This is a genomic window from Loktanella sp. Alg231-35, from assembly GCF_900143545.1.
In the GTDB taxonomy this organism is placed as follows: domain Bacteria; phylum Pseudomonadota; class Alphaproteobacteria; order Rhodobacterales; family Rhodobacteraceae; genus Yoonia.
In genome coordinates this window covers 272,239-295,586 of the sequence record NZ_FREV01000004.1, presented here as the reverse complement: position 1 = coordinate 295,586, position 23,348 = coordinate 272,239, and the positions used below count along the sequence as shown (strand labels likewise).

Here is a 23,348-nt window from a genome sequence, read left to right as displayed (position 1 = left end):
TCCGCGGAGCAGCAGCTTTTCGAAGAGTGTAGCGCTAACGCGTGAAGCGCCAGCGAGTCACTTGGGCGTAAGGTTGATCTTCGGTCACGGCGATCGACCCAAAGCCCCTGTGATTGGGTGCATCGGGCCACGCCTGCGGCTCGATCACTAGCCCCTCGTAGCAGGGTTTGCCCGGCCTCTGCGAGGTGGCCGCATCATGGATTTGCATGCCCGCTTCTGTCGTGGCCACAGTCATACACAGACCAGACCTTCCGGTCAGCCACAGCACGTCGCGGAGCGTCTGCCTGCCGTCTGACAGGCAGAAGTTATGGTCCAGATCGGGTGCGCAAATGTGTGGCGCGCTGCCTTGGCGAAAATCCATGGCGGTACTCGCGACCGGCGCAATCTCTCCTGTCGGGCAGGTACGTGCATCAACGGGCAGATAGTGATCCGCCGCGATTTGTAACTTATGCCCGTCCCAGTTTTCGGCACCATCAAGGTTCCAATAGATGTGGCTGGCAAAGTTCATACAAGTTGCGGCATCGGTATTACCATCAATGGACATGGTCAGCGTTGCGGGCGCGCTGACCTGATAGGTCACCCGAATATCGCGTTGTCCCGGCAGTCCGGCTGCGCCGTCAGGTAGGTTCAGTGCCAACGTCACGCTATCGGCCGTTTGCACTGCGACCTGCCAGACCGAGCGATGCACGCCCTCCGACCCAGAGTGCAGGTGGACTGCGCCGTTTTCATTGCGCTCCAGCTCATACATCATGCCGTCCAGCCGCACCCGTGCATTGCTGATCCGGTTGGCAATGGGGCCGACAATCGCGCCGAAATACCCCATGGTGGTTTCGTAGTCTTGCAATTTGTCCGACCCAAGCGCGAGGCCATGTGGGACGTCAGACAGACGCACCTCTTGAACGATGGCACCGAAGGTCAGGACACTGACCGTCAGATCGCCCGCAGCGATTGTTATCTTTTCGACATCTTTGCCGTTCTGCGTTGTGCCAAAATATGCCATCAAAGGGTTTCCCAATGCACGCCTGCGGCTGGAATTTCCGTTCCCTGCCAGTCCTGCGGATGATCGGCGTAGTTAAAGACAAACCGATGGGTTGCGGTGTCACGGATACGCAGGCCGTCGGGTAGGCTGTGCGCAGTCAGGCTCGATTCAGTGCAAACGTCAGCAATGATTTGATCAAAAGTGGCCGGATCAGGCCAACCGGCAAGGTAGCGCAGATTGGCGCTACCCATCACAGCAGGCTGCCCGCTGGCTGTCGTGACGAAGACCTCCGCGTCACCTTCAAGATGCTCGAACCAATGCACGAATTGCCCGCCGCCTTGCAGCGGGACGGCGTCATCTGGGGGCATGCTTTCGGTCAGGCTGATAGTAACGTCTGCGCCGGACAGGTTGGGGCCAAGCGGGGAAGGGATGCTGAGTTCATCAGTCTTTGTGTCGGTGCGCGGGCCTACCAGAGCAATGCCCTTGAAAGCGGCAAGCGCCTGCCGCAATGGATCGGACAGTTTCATGATCCCCGGTGCCATCACCAGTTTGTAGGCAGAAAGATCGCCGGCATCCGGCGGCAAGATATCAATGTTCAGCCCCGCCCGGCGCATCGCGCAATAGGCGGCAAAGGCCAAACGGAACATCTCAAAATCGGCACCTTGGGGCTGGGCATCCCAAGCCCAGGCGCTTTCATAGTCCAACACCAGTGCAGCCTGCGCCTGTGCGGTTCCGACCTCTGCAAGTGTTTCGATTTCATCGGCCACCTTTCTTGCCTCGGCCAAGGCGGGCGCAGGCGCACTGTCAGGGCGCAATAGACCTGCGTGCATTTGTTCTTGCGCGAAAGGCGCCTGCCGCCAACGGAAATAGCAGACGGTTTCTGCCCCATGAGCAAAGGCCTCCCACGCCCAAAGCCGCGCCATACCGGGCAAGGGGGCAGGGTTGTAGGGCGCCCAGTTTACTGGGCCGGGCTGCTGTTCCATCACCCACAAACGGGTTTTACCCACGGCGCGATACAGGTCGTGGTGAAAGGCTTGGTTGTCGGGATGGCCTTGCCGCAGGAAAGCTTGTTTGAATGCGGGTGTGCCTTCAAGTCTGTCCGACAGAAATCCAATTGGGTAGCTGTCCCATGACGCCACATCCAGATCGGCCCCGACCTTCCAATGATCAAAGGTCATGATCCGGCCCATGTAGTTGTGGATCAGCGGGGCAGAGGTGTATTTGCGCAAAGCATCCGCCTGCGCCTTGTTAAAGGCCACCACCTGATCAGAGCTGTAACGCCGGAAGGCCAGCTGATGGGGGTGGTTGGGTTCGGTCACGGTCAGGTTCGGCAGGTCGATCTGATCAAAACTGTCGTATTCCATTGACCAGAACACATTGCCCCAAGCGCGGTTCAGCGCATCGCAGCTTTGATAGCGTTGCGCCAGCCAATCCTGAAAGCCCGTCCGGGCGGCGTCAGAGTAGCTGAGTGTGGTATCGTGGCAGTCATATTCATTGTCGATCTGCCAAGCGAGCACATGCGGGTTCTTGCCGTACCGCTGGCCCATGATTTCGGCAATCCGACGGCATTCCTCGCGATAGCCAAGGTGGCTGAAATCATAGTGGCGGCGCGAGCCGAACTTGCGCGGGCGATCTTCTGCGTCAACGGCAAGCATATCGGGGTGCTTGTCCACCATCCAGCGCGGTGGGGTGGCGGTCGGTGTGCCAAGGATGACCTTCAGCCCCGCATCGCCCAGCACTGCAATCGCCCGGTCTAGCCAATCCCATGTAAAATTGCCGGGTGTCGGTTCCATCCGGCTCCAGCCGAATTCACCAATGCGCACCCATGTCAGGCCGGTCGCGACCATTTGGGCGGCATCGCTCGTCCATTGGTCCTCGGGCCAATGTTCAGGATAATAGCAAACGCCAAGCGTGCGTTTCATGGCAGTCCTTTTTGCGTTTTGGGCCACGTTGAGACAAGGGTGTCTGCTAGCTACAGGATCACCCGGTGCTCGGCCTGTCCAGTGTAGCGGGTTTGGGTGGCAAATGTTTTGCCCTGTTCAGTACCTTTCACGCCGACAGCGGCAGAGGTGCAATAGAGTGTCGTCAGGTCATTCCCCCCAAAGGCCGGGCAGGAGGTTTGTTTTGCTGCAAAGCTGAAACTTTCAAAAAAGCTTCCATCTGGTCCATAACCAGCCACGCGGCCAACCCCCCATTGCGCGTTCCACAGGTTGCCCGTGGCATCCACGACCGCCCCGTCCGGGCGAAAGTCCGTGCCGCGTAGATCAATGTGCACGGTAGGTTCCGCGCAGGGCCAGCCGTCAGCGTCCAGCGCGACGCGCATGATCATTTGTGTGGGGGTGTCAGTGAAATAGGCCGTCTTGCCGTTAGGCGCGAAACAGATCGCGTTTGAAATCGTGATATCCGCGTAGAGCTTGCGCAACGCGCCTTTGTAGAAGCGGTAGATTGCCCCTGCCTTAGGCTCTGCTTCAATCCCCATTGTACCAATCCAGAACCCGCCCTGTGGGTCGGCGCGCCCATCGTTTGAGCGCGTGATGGGGTTGTCATCTTCCAACGGCACCACAACGCCGTGGTTGCCGGTAGTCAGGTCAAGATGACGGATTGCATTGCTCGTCGCGACAAGCAGATTGTTGTCGTCGATCCATCCAGCGGCACTGACGTAGTCGTCAAAATCCCAGTGCCGCGCCTTGCTGTGCAGGCGTTTACCCAGAATATCGAACCAAAAGAGTTCCTTGCGCACAGGGTGCCACAATGGCCCCTCGCCCAACTGACATTGCTTTTCGTCAAATATCATGAGGCCGCCGCGTCGTATGCCGCAACTATGTCGCGGGCGCGTGCCGTGACTTCGTCCACAGAAAGCCCCGGTTTGTAAAGAGCAGAGCCAATACCAAAGCCATCTGCACTGGCCGCCATCCATTCAGCGAAGTTGTCAGCTCCTGCGCCGCCAACCGCATAAACCTGCGTGCCCTTGGGCAGCACCGCGCGGATAGCTTTGATCCCTTCGGGGCCTATCAGGCTGGCCGGAAAAATCTTTAGCCCATCGGCACCGGCCTTGAGCGCGCCAAAACACTCGGTGGGGGTCATCACGCCCGGCCAGCTTTGCATGCCTGCGGTTTTGGTGGCGACGATCACTCGCTGGTCATAGTTGGGTGAGACGATCAGCTTGCCACCAACTTGGGCAACCCGCCCGACATCTTCAACCGACAGGACGGTGCCCGCGCCAATCAGCGCGTCATTGCCGTGCGCGTCCGCCATGGCCTTGATACTATCAAATGGATCAGGCGAGTTGAGCGGCACCTCGATCTGGGTAATGCCCGCATCGATCAAGGCGGCCGCAATGGGGACCGCCTCATCCGGAGTGATCCCGCGCAGGATGGCGATCAGCGGACGATCCATGGGTTATCCTTTCAAACGTTGATAAGCCGCCGTCAAACCCGCAAGCGTGACGGAGGTTGCATTCACCTGTGTTGCAGGCGCGCCTTGGGTGGCCAGAGCATCGACATAGAGCCTGGAAAGGCCGCTATCGCCGATCACGGCGATCTGCTGGCCCAGCCAATAGGGTTTTGAACCTGCAAGCTCTGCCCCGATCAACAGCCCCGACAGCCGCGCCCGCGCAGATGCGCCGTCCAAGCCGTGCAGCAGGCCTTCTGCGCGCAGCGAAAACAGGCGGCTGGCCAGCCGCTCGGGGCGGGCCAAGGCCGTATCCAAACCCGCAAGAAAGGCGTCCTTGTCCCAGCCATCAACCGCTATGGAGTGCTGTAGGACCGTCTGCTCCGCGATGGTCGCAAAAAGCTCTCCGGTCATGAAGGTTTGAAAGCTGACGACCTCCTGGGCGCTGATATGGGCCCATTTGGTATGGGTGCCGGGCAGGCAAATGACCCCGTCCCAATTGGGGTTCCGCGCCAGAAACCCGCTGATCTGGGTTTCTTCACCGCGCATCACGTCGGCGGGGTTCATCTGTTTGATGCCGGGAATGACATGGACCGAAAGGGCTGCGTCGCGCGTCACGGCGTGGGCAAATCCATCGGGGATCGTGGGGCAGGGCACGGCGGCATAGGGTGCCTCGACCCAGCCTTGCCGTGAGCCGACCATGCCACAAGCAACGATGGTGGTCGGTCCTGCAATCCAGTCGCCGACAACATCCAGCAAGACGCCCTCGAACTGATCTTGCGACAGCTGGCCCATGCCCTTGTCCGAACACGCCTCGGCCAGCACGGTGCCCGAAGCAGACATCGCCCAAGCACGCATGTTGCTGGTGCCCCAATCTACGGCGATCCAATTGGCTTTGATCGTGCTATCGCTCATCCGGTGCCTACTACGCCTGCATCAATCACGAGTGTCTGGCCGGTCATCATTGCCGACGTATCCGAGGCCAGAAAGAGCGTTCCACCTACCATATCGGACGGCTGGATAAAGTTCTTCAGGCATTGTTTTTCCAAAAAAGCGGTTTTCGCTTCTGGCGTTGCCCATTGGCTTTCTTGCTTTTCGGTAAAGACCCAGCCGGGTGCGATGGCGTTGACGCGGATACCCTTTGGCCCCCATTCGCGGGCCAGCGCGCGGGTCATGCCCATGATGCCTGCATTTGCGCTGACGTAGGGCGCCATGCCTGCTGCACCCATCAAATAGGAGATCGAGGAATAGTTGATGATCGACCCGCCTTCGCCCATCAGTGCGGCCGCTTTCTGACATGCAAAGAAGTACGCCTTGAAGTTGACCGCTTGCATGTCATCCCAAATCGCTGGTGTGATCTGCATCGCATTATAGCGCATGTCGTTGGCGGCATTGTTAACCAACGCGAGCAGCCCGCCATAGGTGGCGACTGTCTGATCCATCGCCGCCTGCAAGGCGCCGGTATCGGTGATATCGCATTGGATAAACAGCGGACGACGCCCGTGCTTGTCTGCCATCTCATCCACAAAGGCAGAGGCATCAGAGCGCCCGACAAACGTGACCTTGGCCCCTTGCGCCAAAAAACCATCGGTCAGCGCAGCACCGATACCGTTGCCTCCGCCGGTGATAAAGACAGATGCCCCATCAAGATCATGGAACGTGGCGGTCATAGCCGTGTTCCTTCGAGCACCCACATCCGTTCGGGGAAGGACCACGGCAAGGTAACACCGTGATGCATCAGATAGGTTCCGGACAGTTCCAATGCATCTGTTTTCAATGCGGTGGTGCCGCGTGACAAACGGTGCAACGCATTGCGATTGGCAAGATTGATCCGATACGTCGCATCAGGGTCAAGCCCGGTCAGCCGCAAAGGACGCGGCGAGATCTGCGAACTGGTGGCGGCCTTGCCTGCAAAGACCACAAAGCGGTCCTTTTCACGCGCCAGTTGCTGTTCGGCCAAAACCGCCGGGTCGGCGCTGTCCAAGCGCAGGATATCAGCCTTTTGCATCCAGTCGCGGTTATGCTTCCACCAGGTTGTCACTTCGGTCAGTACAGCCGTTTCAACCTCGTCCAACTCGCGCGGGTCCATCTCAAACCCCATGTGGCGCTGGGCGGCAACCCAGGCCCGAAAAGAGATATCAAGGTTGCGCCCTGACGTATGGCAATGGCGCGGGCCGACGTGACTTCCGGTGACTGAAAGAGGCAGAAACAGCGCTGCGTCATGCTGAATACGTAGGCGTTCCAACGCATCATTGCTGTCGGACAGCCAGACCCGTTGCGTGCGTTGCAAAATGCCAAGGTCGATGCGTCCTCCACCGGAGGCACAGCTTTCAATCTCTACATGCGGGAAGTCAGCGCGCAGCCGGTCGATCAATGCATATGACCCGCGTGTTTGCGCTGCATCGGGCATCGGTAGCACTCGGTTGTGGTCCCATTTAATGTAGTCGACGTCGTGGTCCCGTAGGATCGCTGACATGCGGTCATAAAGGAAATCGCGTACCTCTGGCAGCGCCATGTTAAGCGCCTTTTGCTGCCGTCCCAATGTCTGATTCTCGGCCCCGAAGACCCAATGCGGATTAGCGCGGTGGATGTCGCTGTCTTCGTTGATCATTTCCGGTTCGAACCAGATGCCGAATGTCATGCCAAGGCCATGCACATGTGTGATCAGCGGGTGTAACCCGTCGGGGTATTTGCGTGGATCAACTGTCCAGTCCGACAGGCTGCGCGTATCGTCATCGCGGTTGCCGAACCAACCGTCATCAAGGACGAAGCGTTCAGCCCCAAGCGCTGCGGCGCGGTCGGCGATGTCTGTCAGCACTGGCAGCTTGTGATCGAAATAGACCGCCTCCCAGCAGTTGTAGTGTACCGGGCGAGGCGCGTCAGGCTTTGGCCAAGTCACCACCCGGTCGCGCAGATGCCGTTGGAAGGATACCGCACAGCCGTTCAGACCTGTGTCTGAATAGACAATGTAAAGCGGTGCAGTTTTGAACTGCGTCGCTGGTTCCGTTTCCATCCGGGCGGCGTGGCCCCATTGGATTTGGCGGCGCCCATCCTGCAGTTCTTCTGCGATCATCTTGTGACCACCGGACCAGCCATAGTGAAACGCGTAAGCTTCGCCCGTGGTGTTGGTCGCACCACGGCACGGGATGATCAGACCGGGAAAGTGTTCGTGCCCCGTGCGCCCTGTGCGGTTTTCGCGGTAGCGCATGCCGGGCGCCCAAGCGGTGCGCGATAGTTGGAATTCACCGCACCAACGGCCGGACACGTCGATCATCTCGTCTGATTGTTGTGGGCCGGGAAGAACAGGAGCGGCGAGCCAATGCAGATGCACAGGGCGCGTTGCGTCCAGTGTGGTCTGGCAGGTGATCGTATGGGTATCGTGATCGCTGATAAAACTGACGGTCAGGGTCAGACCGTTGGCCTTGTCCGCGTATGTCAGCTCCAGCGTGCCGTTCTGTTCGGCATTCTCAAAACAGAATTTGGGCAGCAATGGCGTCCCGTCGGTGTCTCGCACGATCAGGCCGGGTTGGCCCGGAAAGCTGCGGGTGGCCTCTGGGCAGATCGACAGATCAGGGTTTTCGTCCAGCATACCGCCAGTGACATCAATGGCATGTGCGGCGTGCAATGTGTCGAGGTTTTCATCATCGGGAAGCGTCGCCCCCCAATAAACCGTCTCGGGCAGACGGTCGTTTCGCGCCGCCAGCACAAGTGTCTGGCGGCCATCGTCGATGCGATAGGTTCTGTTCATGGTCGCTTACTTTACAGCTCCGAGGGTGAGGCCCGCGATAAAGTGTTTCTGCATCAAAAAGAACATGGCGACAGGTGGCAAAGCAGCCACGATGGAACCAGCACTCATTAGGTGATAGGCGGCACGGAACTGCGAGTTGAACTCGGTGATCCCGGCGGTGACAGGTTGCGCTGTTGGTCCTTGGGTCAGCACGACAGCCCAGAAGTAATCGTTCCAGATGAAGGTAAAGATCAGCACGGCCAACGCGGCCAGCGCAGGCTTCATCAGCGGCAGGACCACAAACAGGAAGATGCGCCATTCCGAGATGCCTTCGACGCGCGCCGCTTCAATCAATGGGAACGGCAGGGCGCGAATGAAGTTACGCATAAACAGCGTACAGAACCCGGTCTGGAAGGCGATGTGGAACAACACGAGACCTGTCTTGGTATCGTAGAGGTTCATGTTCACAGTCAGGTCGCGCACTGGCACCATGAGGATCTGGAAAGGTACAAAGTTACCCGCGATGAAGATGAAGAAGATCAACAGGTTGCTGCGGAACTTGTAAATTCCCAACGCAAAACCGGCCATGCAAGACAGTGCCACGGCACCGATCACGGTCGGAATTGTAATGAAGAGCGAATTCCAAAGATACCGTGGCATGTTGGATTCAAAGAATACCTTGCCGTAGTTGGAAAACGCATCAAAGCTACTGGGGATGCCCCAATAGTTGCCGTTGACGAAATCGGCCTCTGGCTTGATCGAGAAGTTGGCGACCGCGATCAGAGGCAGTAGCCAGATGATCAGCATTAGCGGCAAAAGAACCTGATAGGAGATCTGCCACCGGCGCGAGGTTTTTTCGAGCGGAGTTGGAAACATCAGTGCGCTCCCTTTTCGTCACGGTACATGGAGTAGAGAAAATAGGTGATGAACCCCAGCATGAGGAAGAACAGGACCACAGCAATCGCGGCGCCATAACCCATACGGAACCCAAATTCCGACAGAGATTCTTCGAACATATAGAAGGACAGGACCCGTGTGGAACCGAACGGCCCGCCGTTTGTCATGACGCTGATCAGGTCGAACGACCGCAGCGCGCCAATGATCGTCACCACGAAGGCGATGAAGGTCGCAGGCTTGAGCTGTGGCAGGATCACATACCAAAGCATCTTGTGCCCCTTGGCCCCGTCAAGCCGCGCCGCCTCGACCTGTTCGGGGTCAACCGCGTTCAGGCCAGTCAAATAAAGGATCATGCAATAGGCCGTCTGCGGCCAGAGACCTGCGGCGATGATGCCGTAAGTGGCAAGTGTTGGATCACCCAGGATGTTCACCGGACCCGCGCCAAAGACGGCGAGGACAGCATTCAGCAAGCCTTCGCGGGGCAGATAGAACCAGCTGAACACCAGACCAACCACAACCTGACTGATCACAAAGGGGAAAAAGAACATGGACTTGTAAAAGCGGATGCCCGTCACTGTCTGGTTCAGGAACAGCGCAATAAACAGACCGGCAGGGATCGCCAGCAGGTAGAGGATCAGCCATTTGAGGTTGTTCCAGAACGAGACCGTAAACTTACGGTCCATGTTCTGGTCGCCAATGCCAAGCAGACGTTCATAGTTGGCTGTGCCAACCCATGTCTTTTCGCCCAAACCGTCCCAGTCATGAAGCGAGATCCAGAAGGACTGGCCGATGGGGATGATCACGTAGACCGCGAAAAAGATCATCGCGGGCAGCAGGAAAAGCCACGGCGTAATCGCAATCTCATTGCGCTTATACCAGCTTCGGGTTGGTGCAGCGGTTGCCATGGATTTGTCTCCCTTGCGGACAGCACATGTCAAAGACTACATGATCTTAAAGATGGGCTGGGCGATGTGGGTTGCACCCACCCTACGTGAGGGTGGGTGCGTTGGTAGGGTGGGTGAAGCCCACCGCTACGTTTTAGTTATAGATACGCTGACGTGTCTCTTCGAGACGGCCCAGGATGTCATCCAGATTGTCTGGGAACACCATGAACTCTTGCAGGCCTTCCATGCCGACAGATGCCATTTCCGCGTCAAAGTCGCGGTCAAAGAACTGCATGATACCGCCACCAGCATTGCCGGACAGCATATCAAAACCCTCTTTAAGGAATTTGTCGTCATCAATCGACGCGTTTGCGTTCACGGGCAGCTGACCCAGACCAGAACCGGAGTTGATTTCGGTTTGAACGTCAGCAGATGTCACAAAACGCAAGAACTCTTTGGCGGCGTCCATGTTCTGTGCGCCAGATGCGATGTGGAACGTATCTGTTGGCGCATCTTCTGCATAGTCAACGTCAGGGTTGATCACTGGGAACTGGTAGAAGTCCAGCTGATCATCTGTCAGGCCACCGTCGCGGAACGCCGCAACAGAGAAGTTACCCATCAGGTATGACGCAGCTTCACCGTTAACCATGAACGGCAGGGCTTCTTGCCAGCTGTAAGTCTGGTGATCGTCAATGAACGCGCCCATGTCGATCAGCTCACGCCAGTTGGCGAATGTCTGACGGACACGGTCGTCTGTCCATTCAATCTCGCCACGGGCCAGTGCGACGTGGAAGTCATAGCCGTTTGTGCGCGAGTTGATGTAGTCAAACCAGCCGCCAGCAGTCCAAAGGAACTTGGTGCCGATGGTGTAGCACTTGACGCCATTGTCCAGCAGTGTCTGGCAGTTGGCTTTCTCTTCGTCCCAGTTGGAAGGTTCGTTCAGGCCATACTCTTCAAAGATGTCTTTGCGGTAGTAAACACCCCATTGGTAGTATGTGTAAGGCACGCCCCACTGAGCACCGTCGAGTGTCATCGCACCTTTGGTGGATGACAGTGCTTCGAACTCGGGTTCCGCCCAAAGGTCAGAGATATCTGCAAAGAGGCCCGCGTCAACATATGGACGCATGCGGTTTGCCGCATACCAGTTCACAACGTCTGGTGGGTTTGCGCCCAGCGCGTTGCGGATCTGTGTTTTCCATGCTTCGCGATCAACGATTGTCAGGTTGACCTCAAGCTCAGGATGCAATGCGTCGAAATCTTCGACCATACCTTCCATCACTGCGCGCGGCGCAGGGTTGGACATGTCAGAGATGATATTGAGTTCGCCCGACAGCGCGTGGCCGTCAGCGGCAGCCGGGGACGCCGTAACGCCAGCAGCGACCAACGCCGCAAGCGACGTCTTCAAAATGGAATGCATGGTTTCCTCCCAGTATGCTTCCGTGAAAAACTAGTCTCATTATTTGAAACTTGGTTTTGGATGTTGATACTAAACCGTGACTCGGCTAGCCTTGTCAACAGTCGAAGGTAGCACCGGCGAGGAGACTGGTGTCAAAAGCCTCAATCGACGCAGGGAGGACGGATGGGACGAGTGACCGGTGACGGCACAGTCGGCAAAGCACTCGAAGTGCTTGATCAAGTGGCGGCTTTCGGCCGTCCTGTGCGCTTTGGTGAACTGCTTTCGCAATCAGATTTCCCCAAGCCAACGCTCTATCGGTTTGTGCAAACCCTGACCAATCAGGGCATGTTGGCGTATAACCCCGAACGACAGACCTATAGTCCGGGCCTGCGTTTGGTGCGTCTTGCCCATGCCGCATGGGATCAATCAACTCTGGCTCCGGTTGCCCGCCCGCATATTGATGCGCTCAGCAATGCGGTCGGTGAGACCGTGCATTTGGCCCAGCTTGATGCCGCACAGGTGCTTTATATCGACAAGCGCAACGCCGGGAAGCCGGTTGAGATGTACAGTCAGGCGGGCAAGGTTGGCCCAGCTTATTGTACTGGTGTTGGCAAGGTCATGATGGCCTTTCTTGATGAAGTGACGGCCGACAGGGTTATCGAACAGCAATCATTCCATGTCTTTACGGAACATACGCTGGATACCGCTGAAGCGCTCCGCGCGGAACTCAGCGATATCCGCCAGAACGGTTATGGGTTTGATCGGGAAGAGCATGAGCCGGGCATTATCTGTGTCGCCATGCCGATCCTGACCGATACCGGCCGGGTGCTGGGTGCGCTGTCGGTGACGAGCACCACCAGCCGTACGAATCTTGCGGGACTAGAGGCCTATGTGCCCATCCTGCGCGACACAGCCGCAAAGATTACTCGGGAGGCCCAGAACTGGAGCTTCCCCGACTATCACACAAAAGAAGCAACAAGGATTTAAGCCATGTCAGGTGTTACGCTGAATAAAGTGATCAAACGCTACGGCGATGTGCAGGTCATCCACGGAATCGACCTCGAGATTGAAGACGGTGAGTTCTGCGTTTTTGTTGGTCCGTCGGGCTGTGGTAAATCCACCTTGCTGCGGATGGTCGCCGGTCTGGAAGAAACAACCGAAGGCCAGATGAACATCGGCACCCGCGACGTGACCCGCATGGATCCGTCAGAGCGTGGTGTGGCCATGGTTTTCCAGACCTACGCACTCTATCCGCATATGACGGTGAAGGATAACATGGGGTTCGGCCTGAAAATGAATGGCCACCCCAAGCCCGAGATCGAAGAAAAGGTTGCCGAGGCGACTCGCATCCTGAAACTCGAGCCTTATCTCGAACGTAAACCTGCCGCCTTGTCCGGTGGTCAGCGCCAGCGTGTGTCCATTGGCCGTGCGATTGTCCGTGGTCCTGAAGTGTTCTTGTTTGATGAACCGCTTTCAAACCTCGATGCCGAATTGCGGGTAGAGATGCGGGTCGAAATCGCGCGCTTGCATAAAGAAATCGGCGCAACGATGATCTATGTGACCCACGATCAGGTTGAGGCGATGACGCTCGCCGATAAGATCGTCGTGCTGCGTTTGGGCGTGATCGAACAGGTTGGCGCGCCGATGGATCTGTATCGTGATCCGGACAACAAATTCGTGGCGGGCTTTATAGGCTCTCCGGCGATGAATTTTGTGAATGGCACCGCCAAAGGCGGCGCCGTAGAGGCCCCCGGCCTCGCGGCCACTTATGACGGGATGATCAATGCCGCATATGAGGGAAAGGCGCTTAGCGTGGGTGCCCGCCCGGAACACATCACGATTGATCCGGCAGGTGATACGCATACGGTCGAGATGACAGAGAGCCTTGGCGGTGTATCATTCGCCTATCTGACCAGCGCGAGCGGTGAGCGGATCGTTGTGGAAGAGCGCGGGGACGTGCGCAGCGACGAAGGGGCCACGGTCGGGATCGAGATCGATGCGAGCCGGATTTACCTTTTTGACGCAGAGACCGAGCAGCGGATCAGAGGCTGAACCTGGACAAATTGACCTCCAAACTTGCCGCGCCTTGATCAAGGTGGGTTTCACCCACCCTATGCAAGTTGGGTGAAACCCGCACGCTCTTAACGCTTGCCGTAATAAAGTCCAACCACATGCTCGGCCTGTGCAAAGAACAGCCAGCGCAAGGTCAGCACACCTGCGATATGGCTCACCACTGCGAGGGCGGCAAAAACATGGCTGAACGGCAAGATCAGCAGGACCACGGGCAGCAAAAACGCCAGCCCGATGGTAATGATCCGCAGCTTTTCAACATGCTTGCGACCCACCTGATGGATAAATTCACGCATCAGATAGTTGGTCCCTGTATGTGGCGGTTCAAACGCACGGACCGTGCCAATGTGGCCTAGTCCAGTGGCGCTTTCCATGGTGGTGCCGGATGCCTTGAACCGTGTATCTCCGCTGCCCCAGGCAAACATCTGCAAGATGCCACCCGCAATCAGCAGAACGGCTGCGATCTTGATTTGACCAGCCAACAGCGCACCACCACCCAAGGAGAGCATCAGATACATGGCTGGTGTTGTCCAATGCCGCCAACGCGGCACGGTCTTCATCTGGGTGTAAATCATCGATGTCGTGAACACGACACCAAGCGAAGCGATCGCGCCGATAAAGCCAGTGATGCCAAGCCGCGCGCCGGCAAAGACCAACCCCGCGCCATAAATCGCCATGACGATCAGGGCGAAAACAGCGCAAACGCCTTCACGGCTTAGCCAGCTGGTTTTCCATTGGCTGAACGCCTTGATCGCCCGCTCTGGGTGGCCAAGATGGAAGGTTGAGGCGATCAAACCACCAACCGCAAAGAGATAGGCGATGGCAAACCAGATGAATGCGCTTGTCCCTGTTGGAACAATGACGCCCATCCCCAGCCAGAACAACAGGCCAAAGCCGAGGCCAGAGAAGGTATTGAAAAGAATGACTGAATTCGCGGGATGCATTATTTTGCTCCTCCGGGCATAGCGGACAGGGCTTTATCAAGCCAACCGACGAAACCTTTGCCGTCTTGGGCGACAGGTTCCAGATAGGGGGCCAGCACGTCAAATTCCGGCATTTCGTCCTTGGGACGCGGTGGCAGGTATTTGTTGACCGGCTTGGTGCCTTGTTCGGGCATCAGATCGAACCCGCCGCGTTCGGCGACCAGTTGCGACACATCGCTGTTTTCATCACCCAAATCGCCAAAGTGGCGCGCACCTGCAGGGCAGGTCCGCACACAAGCTGGCTGCCGGTCTTCTTCGGGAAGGTTTTCGTTATAGATACGGTCAACGCACAGCGTGCATTTCTTCATCACGCCTTCTTTGGCGTCCAGCTCACGCGCGCCATATGGGCAGGCCCAAGCACAAAGACCACATCCGATGCAGTCACTTTCGTTGACCAGCACGATCCCGTCCTCAGTTCGCTTGTAGCTCGCCCCGGTTGGGCAGACGGTCACGCAAGGCGCGTCCTCGCAATGCAGGCAGGACTTGGGGAAGTGGATCAGTTGTGCCTCGCCTTGCTCTGGCTGCACCTCAAATGAATGGACACGGTTTAGAAAGGTGCCCGAGGGGTTCGCCCCATAAGCCTGTTGGTCAGACAGCGGCGCGCCGTAGTTTTCCGTGTTCCAGCCTTTGCAGGACACCACACAGGCATGACAGCCGACGCAGGTGTCCAGATCAATGACCAATCCCAGTTTTTTGGCGGATAGTGGTGGCAGTTGGGTCATGTTGCGGCCCCTTCGATGAATGCTGGCGCTAGCTGGCCAATCGGTTGTTCTTTGTCGGCGTCCCATGTTGCGATGTAGTAGATGAAGCTGCCCACAGTGAGCGTCAGGAACGCGGCGATTAGCAGGAGGACTTGGAGGTTTGTCATTTACCCACCTTCCAATCCAGCTCGCTCGGCCCTTTGCCGACTGGCGATTTGATCGCTGGCATGGCGGGCTGTGCTTCATTCGGGACGGCGGATTTTTCAATCTTCACGCGCAAGTCGAACCATGCCGCTTGGCCTGTGACGGGATCAGAGTTGGCCCATCTCAGACCGTCGCCTTTGGGTGGCAGCAATTCGTGGATAAGATGGTTCAGCAGGAAGCCTTTTGTGGCCTCTGTCGCCCCTTCATCCAGCGCCCATGCCCCTTTGCGTTTACCGATGGCGTTCCATGTCCAGACGGTGTTGGCGTTCAACGAGGCTTGATGTGCCACCGGCACAACGATGGAGCCGTGCGCGGAACTGACCTTGGCCCAGTCGCCTTCTGCAAAGCCATTTGCCTCCCAAATCTTGGTCGGCACATAAAGCGGATTATGCCCGTGGATTTGCCGCAGCCAAGCGTTTTGCGTGCCCCAAGAGTGGTACATCGCCATGGGGCGTTGGGTCAGTGCGTGGACGGGGTATTCATCCAGATCAACCTGATCATCCTCCAGCGCGCCATACCAGATGGGCAGTGGATCCATTGTGACCTTGAGCCGCTCACGTAAATGTTCGGGCGGTTGCCGTTCGCCAATACCCTCTGCCGCCGCTTGGAATTTGCGCAGCGGTTCGACGTAAAGCTGGAAGATGTAGGGTTGGACCGCATCGTAAAAGCCCATCTTCACTGCCCAGTCTTGATAATCCATGCTGAACGGTTTGTAGTAGGAAGCGTTTTCAGGGACATGTTCCAACCAGAAGCCACCGTTGTCGATGTAGTTCTGGATCTGATTGGGGTTCACGTCACCACGGCCTTTGCCGGACCCGTCCTCATTGCGGAAACCTGCCAGCGGGCCAACGCCGGGGCGGCGGATGTGGTTGGTGATGTAATCGGCATAGTCTTGATACTTCTGGCTGCCGTCTTCATTCACGAAACCCGGCATGCCCAGACGCGCGCCCAGATCACAAAGTACCGATTGAAAGCCGCGCACATCGCGGTCGGGTTCTACCACAGGCCAGCGGATCGCGTCGGCCACGCCGTCTGCTTCGCAGATCGGGCGGTCAAGCAGTGAGATGCAATCGTGCCGCTCCAGATAGGTGGTGTCAGGGAAGATCAAGTCTGCGTAGGCCACCATTTCCGACGAATAGGCGTCGGAATAGATAATATGAGGGATCACGTAGTCGCCGTTTTCGTCCTTATCCGTCAGCATCTTGGTCACGCCGCCAGTGTTCATGGACGAGTTCCACGACATATTCGCCATATACATAAACAGCGTATCGATCTTGTAAGGCACGCCCGCGTGGGCGTTAGAAATCACCATATGCATCAGACCGTGGGCGGACATCGGGTTTTCCCATGTGTAGGCCTTGTCGATCCGCTTGGGGCTGCCATCGTCATGCAGCAAAAGGTCTTCGGGGCCTTGGGTATAGCCAAGGTGCGGACCATCAAGTGCTGCGCCGGGTGTGACTTTTCCGTGCGGCTTGGGGTGTGCTGTCGCGGGCTTGGGGTAGGGTGGTTTGAAACGCATGCCGCCGGGCACCTCGACCGAACCAAGGATGATTTGTAGCACATGTAGCGCGCGGCAGGTCTGGAACCCGTTGGAGTGCGCCGAGATACCGCGCATTGCGTGGAAGCTAACAGGGCGACCGACCATTTTATCATGCTTCTTGCCGCGGAAGTCGGTCCATGGGCGATCTAGCTCAATCGCTTCATCAAAGGCCACACGCGCGAGGTCAGCTGCCAATGCACGAATGCGCTGGGCCGGGATGCCGCAGCGGTCGGCGACCGCTTCGGGTGCGTATTCGTCGGACAGGTAGCGGTCTGCCATCTGGTGGAACACAGGGCGGTGTGTGACGCCCTTGGCACGGTGCGTGCCTGCCAGATCAGGCTCCACCCCTTTGCCGTTCCACGGGGCCAGTTTTCCGGTGTTCCGGTCGATGACCTGCGGTTGACCGTCCTTGTCGCGCAGGAACAGGCCGAATTGTTCTGACTTGGGATCTTCATTGATCAACACGGACGCGTTGGTAAAGCGCGCCAGATACTCCAGATCGACCTTGCCTGCTTTCATCAGGCAGTGAACCATCGCGAGGATGAACAAACCATCTGTGCCGGGTGTAATTCCCACCCAATCGTCGGCCACAGCGTTATAGCCCGTACGGATCGGGTTCACCCCAATCATCCGGGCGCCGCGTTCTTTAATCTTGCCGATGCCCATCTTGATGGGGTTGCTGTCGTGGTCCTCGGCGACACCGAACAGCATGAACAGTTTGGTATGGTCCCAATCCGGCTGGCCAAACTCCCAGAACGCCCCGCCCATCGTGTAGATGCCAGCGGCAGCCATATTCACAGAACAGAACCCGCCGTGGGCAGCAAAATTTGGCGTGCCGAACCCTTGTGCCCAGAAACCAGTGAAAGACTGCGATTGGTCACGGCCGGTAAAGAACGCCAGCTTTTCGGGGTTCTGTTCGCGGATTGGCTTTAACCAATCGGTGGCCATGGTCAGGGCTTCTTCCCATGAGATTTCTTCAAATTCACCCGATCCACGTTCGCCCACGCGCTTGAGCGGTGCCCGGAGTCGCGAAGGTGCGTTGTGCTGCATGATGCCGGCCGAACCCTTGGCGCAGAGAACCCCTTGATTGACAGGGTGATCCTTGTTGCCTTCGATGTAAGCGACCTTGCCGTCCTTCATATGGACGTTGATCCCGCAGCGGCAGGCACACATGTAGCAGGTCGTTTTGCGCACCTCATCCGAGACAGCGGGCGAAGTATCCAGTTGGGGTTGATCCAAAGACATGAGCGAACCTTTCAAGCGATTTGCGTGCGGACGAGGGCGGCACCTGCCAATGTGCAAAGCAACGACAGGCAGAATGGACGATAGTAGGGGGCAAAGCGCGGCGTGAAGAGCCATTGCCCAATGAAAACACCCACAGCGGTGGGGATGGCGAGGGCGAGACCGCGCGCAACAGCGCTGCTGTCCATGACGCCGAACCAAAGTAACATGATCATTGATGTAAGAGAACTGACGAAGAGAAACAGCACCAATGCGGCGCGCATCTTGGCAGCGGGTGCATCTTGCGACAGCACATAGATGGCTATGACCATGCCGCCGATGCTGGCAATGCCAGTGACAATGCCAGCAAGCAGGCCAGAACCATAAAGCCCCGGTTTGGTCGCCAGAAACGGCAGTCGGATCTTGGCAAGTTGTGTCAATGCCAGCGTGATGATCAGCAGCAAAGCGAGGAGTTTGCTGAGTTCCGGCGAAATGGATGTGGTCAGCATCAAGCCGAAGGGCACACCGACCGATGACCCGATCACGAGCCCCAGCACGACGCCGCGATCCGCCTCTTGCCAGCCGCCTTTGGCCATCAGCACCGAGGCCGTCATCTCAAGCCACCAGCAAATAGGGATTAGCTGCACCGGGGGCAGGATGATCACCGCAGAGGCCATCACGATGGCCGACAGCGCAAAGCCCGAAAACCCGCGCACGATCCCCGCGACCGCCACGATGCTGGTCAGGATTGCAAACTCCTGCGCGGTCAGATCGGTCAATGTCAGCAGGCTATCAAGCATTCAACGACCCTCTGCGATCAGGGCAAGGGCATCGCGGGCGATTTGCTTTTCTTCATCAGCGGCGATCACATGGACCGGTACGTCGCCAAAGCAAGAGAGCAACGCCATGATCCGGTTACGAATAGGGGCTGCATTTTCGCCGATGCCGCCAGTAAAGGCGACGGCGTCCAATCCACCCATTGCAACCACGGCAGACCCGGCATGGCGGGCCGCCCAATAGCAGAAATGCTCGACAGCGAATTTGGCGGCGTCGTCGTCACGCTCCAGCAGGGTTTTCATGTTGTTGTCACCGGCAAGCGCCGGCAGGCCAGCGTTCTTGTTGAGCAATCGGTCGGTCTCATCCTCGCCCAGCGATTTGGACATGCGCAGCACTGCGGCCCCGTCGATGTCGCCAGAGCGTGTGCCCATAGTCAGGCCGGACAGCGGCGAATACCCCATTGATGTGGCGATGGATTGGCCATTTTGGATGGCACAAAGACTGGCCCCATTACCAAGGTGGAATGCCAGCAGATGGGCAGGCAGTGCATCGCCGAATTCTGCCACCATATTGGCGTAGGACAGCCCGTGAAACCCATACCGGCGGATGCCTGCGTCGTGGTGGGTTTGGGGAATGGCATAGCGGGTGGCGACCGCGGGGTTTGTTGCATGGAAGGCCGTGCCAAAGCTGCAGTATTGTGGCAAGTCGGGTGCCGTCTCTTGCAGTGCATAGACCCCTGCAAGGTTGTTGGGATTGTGCAACGGGGCCAAGGGGATCACGCTTTCGATGGTCGCAATCACGGGCGGACGCAGCCGTGCGGGTTGGGTCAATACAGTGCCGCCATGCACAATGCGATGTGCTGCGGCGGTGAATGATGAGATGGGAAAACCAGACTCTGCCAAGGCGGCCAGCATCAGCTTCAACGCAAGAGCGTGGTCGCGGGTTTCCACTGGCGAAGCTGTCTTGCCCAGCTTGAGTTCACCCGACGTGCCAAGGTTCGTCACGCGGCCCGAGATGACAGAGCCTAAGCCCTCATCAAATACCTCGATCTTCAACGAGGAGGAGCCAGCGTTCAGAACCAGGATCATTTTGGCAGACCGCAGCTGATGGCAGCAAGAGCCGCTGATGCGATACGCGCCGCAGGTGGGTCGGCGCGCGAGGTTAACAGGATCGGGACCTTTGCCCCGGTCACGACCCCGGCCGCACAGCCGCCGGTGAGATAGACGAAGGCTTTGAACAAAGCGTTGCCCGAAACGATATCAGGCACGATGATTGCGTCAGCATTGCCTGCAACCGGATCGTCGGTCAGTTTCTTGGTCGCAACGGCCTCGGGCGACATGATGAGGTCGAGTGCCAACGGGCCGGACACGTCGATACCCGCTACGTTTTCTTTTGCCCAATCTGCCAAGGCCTTGCCGTCCATCGAAGAAGGAACGGAGGGGATAGCACTTTCCGTGGCCGACAGGATCGCGATCTTGGGCCGGTCATTGCCCAGCTTATTCAGCAGGTTCTTGACCTCAATAATCGAGGACTGCCGGGTCGTCAGATCGGGGGTCACGTTCACGGCCGCATCTGAGATCAGGATCGGCTTGCCGCCGTCAGGGTGCGAAATGTGAAATATATGAACAAAACGTGCCCCGGTGCGCAGACCTGCATTGCGGCTGACGGCGGACTTCATAAAGACGTCGGTGTGTAACTGACCTTTCATCAGAACATCAGCCTCACCTGCACCGCAAAGGGCGGCGGCGGTCTGGCCTGCCTCTCCCTCTCCTGTGGTGTCGTGCAAAGCGTAACCAGAAATGTCCCAATCAAGTTTGTCCGCCTCAGCGCGGATCATATCCGCCTCGCCTACAAACACGGGGGTCATGATGCCTGCTTTGGTGGCGTCCTCTGCCGCCTCCATTGGCAAGGGTGATCCTGCGCGGGCAATTGCGACGCGTGGCGCGCCGAAGCCTTGGGCGCGGACAATCAGATCGGCAGGGGCAACGGCTTCTCGATTGGAAAGAAACGGGGAACTCATGTCATATCCTTATGATTGCGCGCAGCAGTCCCAGAATGGACAGCGCCAAAAGCAGCATCACCGCAAAGCGTCGAAATGTCGAAGGGGACGCTGCCAAAAATTGACGACCACCCAGCCAAACGCCCAATGCCAGCATTGGGAAGGCCAGTGCGATGCCGCGCGCTGTGTCCCATGTCACCAGACCGCCTGCCCAGAGAAACGGCATGGTGATCATATCGAGCCCTGTGAGGTAGACAATCATCGTGCCGCGAAACACGGCGGCTTCCATCGGTTGCGCTGACATGAATGCCGCGACTGGCAAGCCGCCGATCCCCGCGCTGTTGCAGATGCCTGAAATGATGCCAACGCCGCTGTGCCCTACCGGGCCGATCTTGCGCTGCAAGGTCCAGCCCGACAATAGCACCAGCGACAATACCAAAATGATGCACGAGATTACGACCCGTACTGTGCCCTCTCCCACCGACAGCATGAACGAAACCGACATAGGCAGAGCGATGGCAGCCCCCGCCAACAGCCACAAAACCCGACGCCAGTCTATGTGTCCGCGAATGCCGCGGGCCTGAAAGACTGTCATCAACATTTCGCATGCAAAGACCACCGGAATGAGAGGGAGCGGGTTTGTCAGAAGGGCTGCAAAGGCAATGAAGATCGCCGAGAACCCAAAACCCGAATAACCCCGGACGAAAGCGGCCCCCAGCAAAGCAAATGCGAGGGCCGCCGCCGTGCCGGGGCCTAGGTCAAATGGCAAACTTACTCAGCTGCCATGTCGGATGCGTCGATGCCTGCCACTTTGACTGGCTTCTTCATCGCATCACGGCGGAACGGCTCACCCAGTTCCTGGTTGAGGATCACCTCGATCAGCGTGGTTGTGTTGTTTTCCATCTGATCTTTGATCGCCTCGTTCAGTGCCGCTGTCAGCTCTTCCATCGTTTTCGCCTGAACGCCCTTAAGGCCACATGCGTTTGCGATGCCTGCGTAAGACACTTTCATGTCCAGCTCTGTGCCGACAAAGTTGTCATCGAACCACAGGGTAGAGTTCCGCTTTTCAGCGCCCCACTGGTAGTTGCGGAAGACGATCTGCGTGATGGCGGGCCATTCGTCGCGGCCAATCGCAGTCAGTTCGTTGACCGAAATGCCGAATGCGCCATCACCGGCAAAGCCAATTACAGGCACGTCGCGCTGGCCGATCTTGGCACCGATGATTGATGGCAGACCGTAACCGCAAGGACCAAAGAGGCCCGGTGCCAGATACTTGCGACCTGATGGGAAACTTGGGTAGGCGTTCCCAATCGCACAGTTGTTGCCGATGTCGGATGAGATGATTGCATCTTCGGGCATCGCGGCCTGAATGGCGCGCCATGCCATACGTGGGGACATCCAGTCGGGGCGGGCCGCGCGTGCGCGCTCGTTCCATGTTGTGCCCGGATCGTCCTGCTCGTGATCAAGCGAAGTCAGTTCCTGTGCCCAAGCCGATTTGGTCTGTGCGATCATGCTCTTGCGATCTGCGCGACCTGGATCGCCAGCACCATCTGCCAGTTGTTCTGTGATACCTGTCGCCACTTTGGCCGCATCGCCGACGATGCCGACGGTGACCTTCTTGGTCAGGCCAATACGGTCGGGGTTGATGTCGACCTGAATGATCTTGGCATCTGTGGGCCAGTAATCAATGCCATAACCGGGCAGGGTGGAGAATGGGTTCAAACGTGTGCCCAGAGCCAGAACAACATCAGCTTTGCTGATCAGCTCCATGCCAGCTTTGGACCCGTTATAGCCCAAAGGACCCGCAAACAGCGGGTGGTTGCCGGGGAACGCGTCGTTGTGCTGGTAGCCAACACAAACAGGTGCGTCTAACTTTTCCGCCAGAACACGAGACGCTTCGATGCCGCCTTCGGCCAGGACAACGCCCGCGCCGTTCAGGATTACCGGGAATTTTGCGGAAGAAAGCATTTCAGCCGCAGCGGAGATGGATGTTGTGCCACCAGGCGAGACTTCGAAGTTGATCGGCTCTGGGATTTCGATGTCGACCACTTGGGTCCAAAAGTCGCGCGGGATGTTGATCTGGGCGGGGCCAGACAAACGGTGCGCTTTTGAAATGACGCGAGCCAGCACTTCGCAGATGCGGGATGGGTCGCGGACTTCTTCCTGGTAGGCGACACAATCAGCGAACAGGTTCATCTGTTCCATTTCCTGGAAGCCACCTTGTCCGATTGTCTTGTTGGCCGCCTGTGGCGTGACCAGCAGGCAAGGCGTGTGGTTCCAGTAAGCTGTCTTTACTGAGGTCACAAAGTTTGTGATGCCGGGGCCGTTTTGCGCGATCATCATCGACATCTCGCCGGTCGCACGGGTGTAGCCGTCCGCCATCATACCAGCGGTCATCTCGTGGGCGCAGTCCCAGAATGTGATACCCGCAGCGGGGAAAATGTCAGAGATGGGCATCATGGCAGAGCCGATGATCCCGAAGGCGTGGCGGATGCCGTGTGCCTGGAGCGTTTTAACGAATGCTTCTTCAGTGGTCATCTTCATGGCGGTGGGTCCTTCCCTTGGAATTTGTCAGACAGG

21 protein-coding genes are annotated in these 23,348 nt (G+C 57.8%); 2 read left to right on the top strand and 19 right to left on the bottom strand.

Translation table 11 applies throughout. From position 1 onward, the window contains the following. Positions 1-34: 34 nt before the first annotated feature. The 10 genes from DHN10_RS11365 to DHN10_RS11320 all read right to left on the bottom strand — a co-directional run bounded on the left by DHN10_RS11365 (position 35) and on the right by DHN10_RS11320 (position 11,294). Positions 35-1,000 carry an aldose epimerase family protein gene (locus tag DHN10_RS11365; protein ID WP_108815438.1) on the bottom strand — a complete coding sequence of 322 codons (966 nt, stop codon included), beginning with the start codon at positions 998-1,000 and terminating at the stop codon, positions 35-37. After that, on the bottom strand, positions 1,000-2,901 hold the full coding sequence (locus tag DHN10_RS11360; RefSeq protein WP_108815437.1) for a beta-galactosidase: 1,902 nt from the start codon (positions 2,899-2,901) through the stop codon (positions 1,000-1,002). The genes DHN10_RS11365 and DHN10_RS11360 overlap by 1 nt, the downstream gene beginning before the upstream one ends. 50 nt (positions 2,902-2,951) lie before the next feature. Continuing rightward, the gene (locus DHN10_RS11355) at positions 2,952-3,773 is read right to left on the bottom strand and encodes an SMP-30/gluconolactonase/LRE family protein (protein ID WP_108815436.1); all 822 of its coding nucleotides are present in this window, start codon (positions 3,771-3,773) and stop codon (positions 2,952-2,954) included. Next, a complete protein-coding gene (locus tag DHN10_RS11350) occupies positions 3,770-4,375 on the bottom strand; it encodes a 2-dehydro-3-deoxy-6-phosphogalactonate aldolase (protein ID WP_108815435.1) in 606 nt (201 codons plus the stop codon). Before DHN10_RS11350 ends, DHN10_RS11355 begins: the two co-directional genes overlap by 4 nt. Before the next feature lie 3 nt (positions 4,376-4,378). Next, positions 4,379-5,284 (bottom strand): 2-dehydro-3-deoxygalactonokinase, encoded by a 906-nt coding sequence (locus tag DHN10_RS11345; RefSeq protein ID WP_108815434.1) that lies wholly within the window; start codon positions 5,282-5,284, stop codon positions 4,379-4,381. Next, a complete protein-coding gene (locus tag DHN10_RS11340; RefSeq protein WP_108815433.1) occupies positions 5,281-6,039 on the bottom strand; it encodes an SDR family NAD(P)-dependent oxidoreductase in 759 nt (252 codons plus the stop codon). Before DHN10_RS11340 ends, DHN10_RS11345 begins: the two co-directional genes overlap by 4 nt. Next, positions 6,036-8,117, bottom strand: a complete 2,082-nt coding sequence (locus tag DHN10_RS11335) for an alpha-galactosidase (RefSeq protein ID WP_108815432.1) — start codon at positions 8,115-8,117, stop codon at positions 6,036-6,038. The genes DHN10_RS11340 and DHN10_RS11335 overlap by 4 nt, the downstream gene beginning before the upstream one ends. Positions 8,118-8,123: 6 nt before the next feature. Next, positions 8,124-8,972, bottom strand: coding sequence for a carbohydrate ABC transporter permease (locus DHN10_RS11330; protein ID WP_108815431.1), 849 nt, complete (start codon positions 8,970-8,972; stop codon positions 8,124-8,126). Next, the gene (locus DHN10_RS11325; protein WP_108815430.1) at positions 8,972-9,898 is read right to left on the bottom strand and encodes a carbohydrate ABC transporter permease; all 927 of its coding nucleotides are present in this window, start codon (positions 9,896-9,898) and stop codon (positions 8,972-8,974) included. The genes DHN10_RS11330 and DHN10_RS11325 overlap by 1 nt, the downstream gene beginning before the upstream one ends. 133 nt (positions 9,899-10,031) lie before the next feature. Beyond that, positions 10,032-11,294, bottom strand: coding sequence for an ABC transporter substrate-binding protein (locus DHN10_RS11320; RefSeq protein ID WP_108815429.1), 1,263 nt, complete (start codon positions 11,292-11,294; stop codon positions 10,032-10,034). A 171-nt stretch (positions 11,295-11,465) separates the two neighbouring features. Here DHN10_RS11320 and DHN10_RS11315 point away from each other — a divergent pair, with 171 nt between their 5' ends. After that, entirely contained in the window at positions 11,466-12,260 is a 795-nt protein-coding gene (locus DHN10_RS11315; RefSeq protein WP_108815701.1) for an IclR family transcriptional regulator, read from the top strand. A 3-nt stretch (positions 12,261-12,263) separates the two neighbouring features. Next, complete coding sequence (locus DHN10_RS11310; protein WP_108815428.1) at positions 12,264-13,325, top strand: ABC transporter ATP-binding protein; 1,062 nt, start codon at positions 12,264-12,266, stop codon at positions 13,323-13,325. Between the two features lie 89 nt (positions 13,326-13,414). On the opposite strand, the gene DHN10_RS11305 is transcribed toward DHN10_RS11310, so the two are convergent. Genes DHN10_RS11305 through xsc form a run of 9 tightly spaced genes read right to left on the bottom strand, consistent with a single transcriptional unit; the run spans position 13,415 to position 23,312 of the window. Continuing rightward, a complete protein-coding gene (locus tag DHN10_RS11305; RefSeq protein WP_108815427.1) occupies positions 13,415-14,287 on the bottom strand; it encodes a dimethyl sulfoxide reductase anchor subunit family protein in 873 nt (290 codons plus the stop codon). Beyond that, entirely contained in the window at positions 14,287-15,048 is a 762-nt protein-coding gene (locus DHN10_RS11300) for a 4Fe-4S dicluster domain-containing protein (RefSeq protein WP_108815426.1), read from the bottom strand. Before DHN10_RS11300 ends, DHN10_RS11305 begins: the two co-directional genes overlap by 1 nt. Next, entirely contained in the window at positions 15,045-15,194 is a 150-nt protein-coding gene (locus tag DHN10_RS19900; RefSeq protein WP_199910663.1) for a hypothetical protein, read from the bottom strand. The genes DHN10_RS11300 and DHN10_RS19900 overlap by 4 nt, the downstream gene beginning before the upstream one ends. Beyond that, complete coding sequence (locus DHN10_RS11295) at positions 15,191-18,016, bottom strand: molybdopterin oxidoreductase family protein (RefSeq protein ID WP_108815425.1); 2,826 nt, start codon at positions 18,014-18,016, stop codon at positions 15,191-15,193. Before DHN10_RS11295 ends, DHN10_RS19900 begins: the two co-directional genes overlap by 4 nt. Before the next feature lie 11 nt (positions 18,017-18,027). After that, the gene (locus DHN10_RS11290; protein WP_108815424.1) at positions 18,028-18,792 is read right to left on the bottom strand and encodes a sulfite exporter TauE/SafE family protein; all 765 of its coding nucleotides are present in this window, start codon (positions 18,790-18,792) and stop codon (positions 18,028-18,030) included. After that, a complete protein-coding gene (locus DHN10_RS11285) occupies positions 18,793-19,857 on the bottom strand; it encodes an acetate/propionate family kinase (protein ID WP_108815423.1) in 1,065 nt (354 codons plus the stop codon). Continuing rightward, a complete protein-coding gene (locus DHN10_RS11280) occupies positions 19,854-20,789 on the bottom strand; it encodes a phosphate acyltransferase (protein WP_108815422.1) in 936 nt (311 codons plus the stop codon). Before DHN10_RS11280 ends, DHN10_RS11285 begins: the two co-directional genes overlap by 4 nt. 1 nt (position 20,790) lies before the next feature. After that, positions 20,791-21,537: a sulfite exporter TauE/SafE family protein gene (locus DHN10_RS11275; RefSeq protein ID WP_108815421.1), complete on the bottom strand. Its 747-nt coding sequence runs from the start codon at positions 21,535-21,537 to the stop codon at positions 20,791-20,793. Between the two features lie 2 nt (positions 21,538-21,539). After that, positions 21,540-23,312 carry a sulfoacetaldehyde acetyltransferase gene (xsc, locus tag DHN10_RS11270; RefSeq protein ID WP_108815420.1) on the bottom strand — a complete coding sequence of 591 codons (1,773 nt, stop codon included), beginning with the start codon at positions 23,310-23,312 and terminating at the stop codon, positions 21,540-21,542. Positions 23,313-23,348 lie beyond the last annotated feature (36 nt).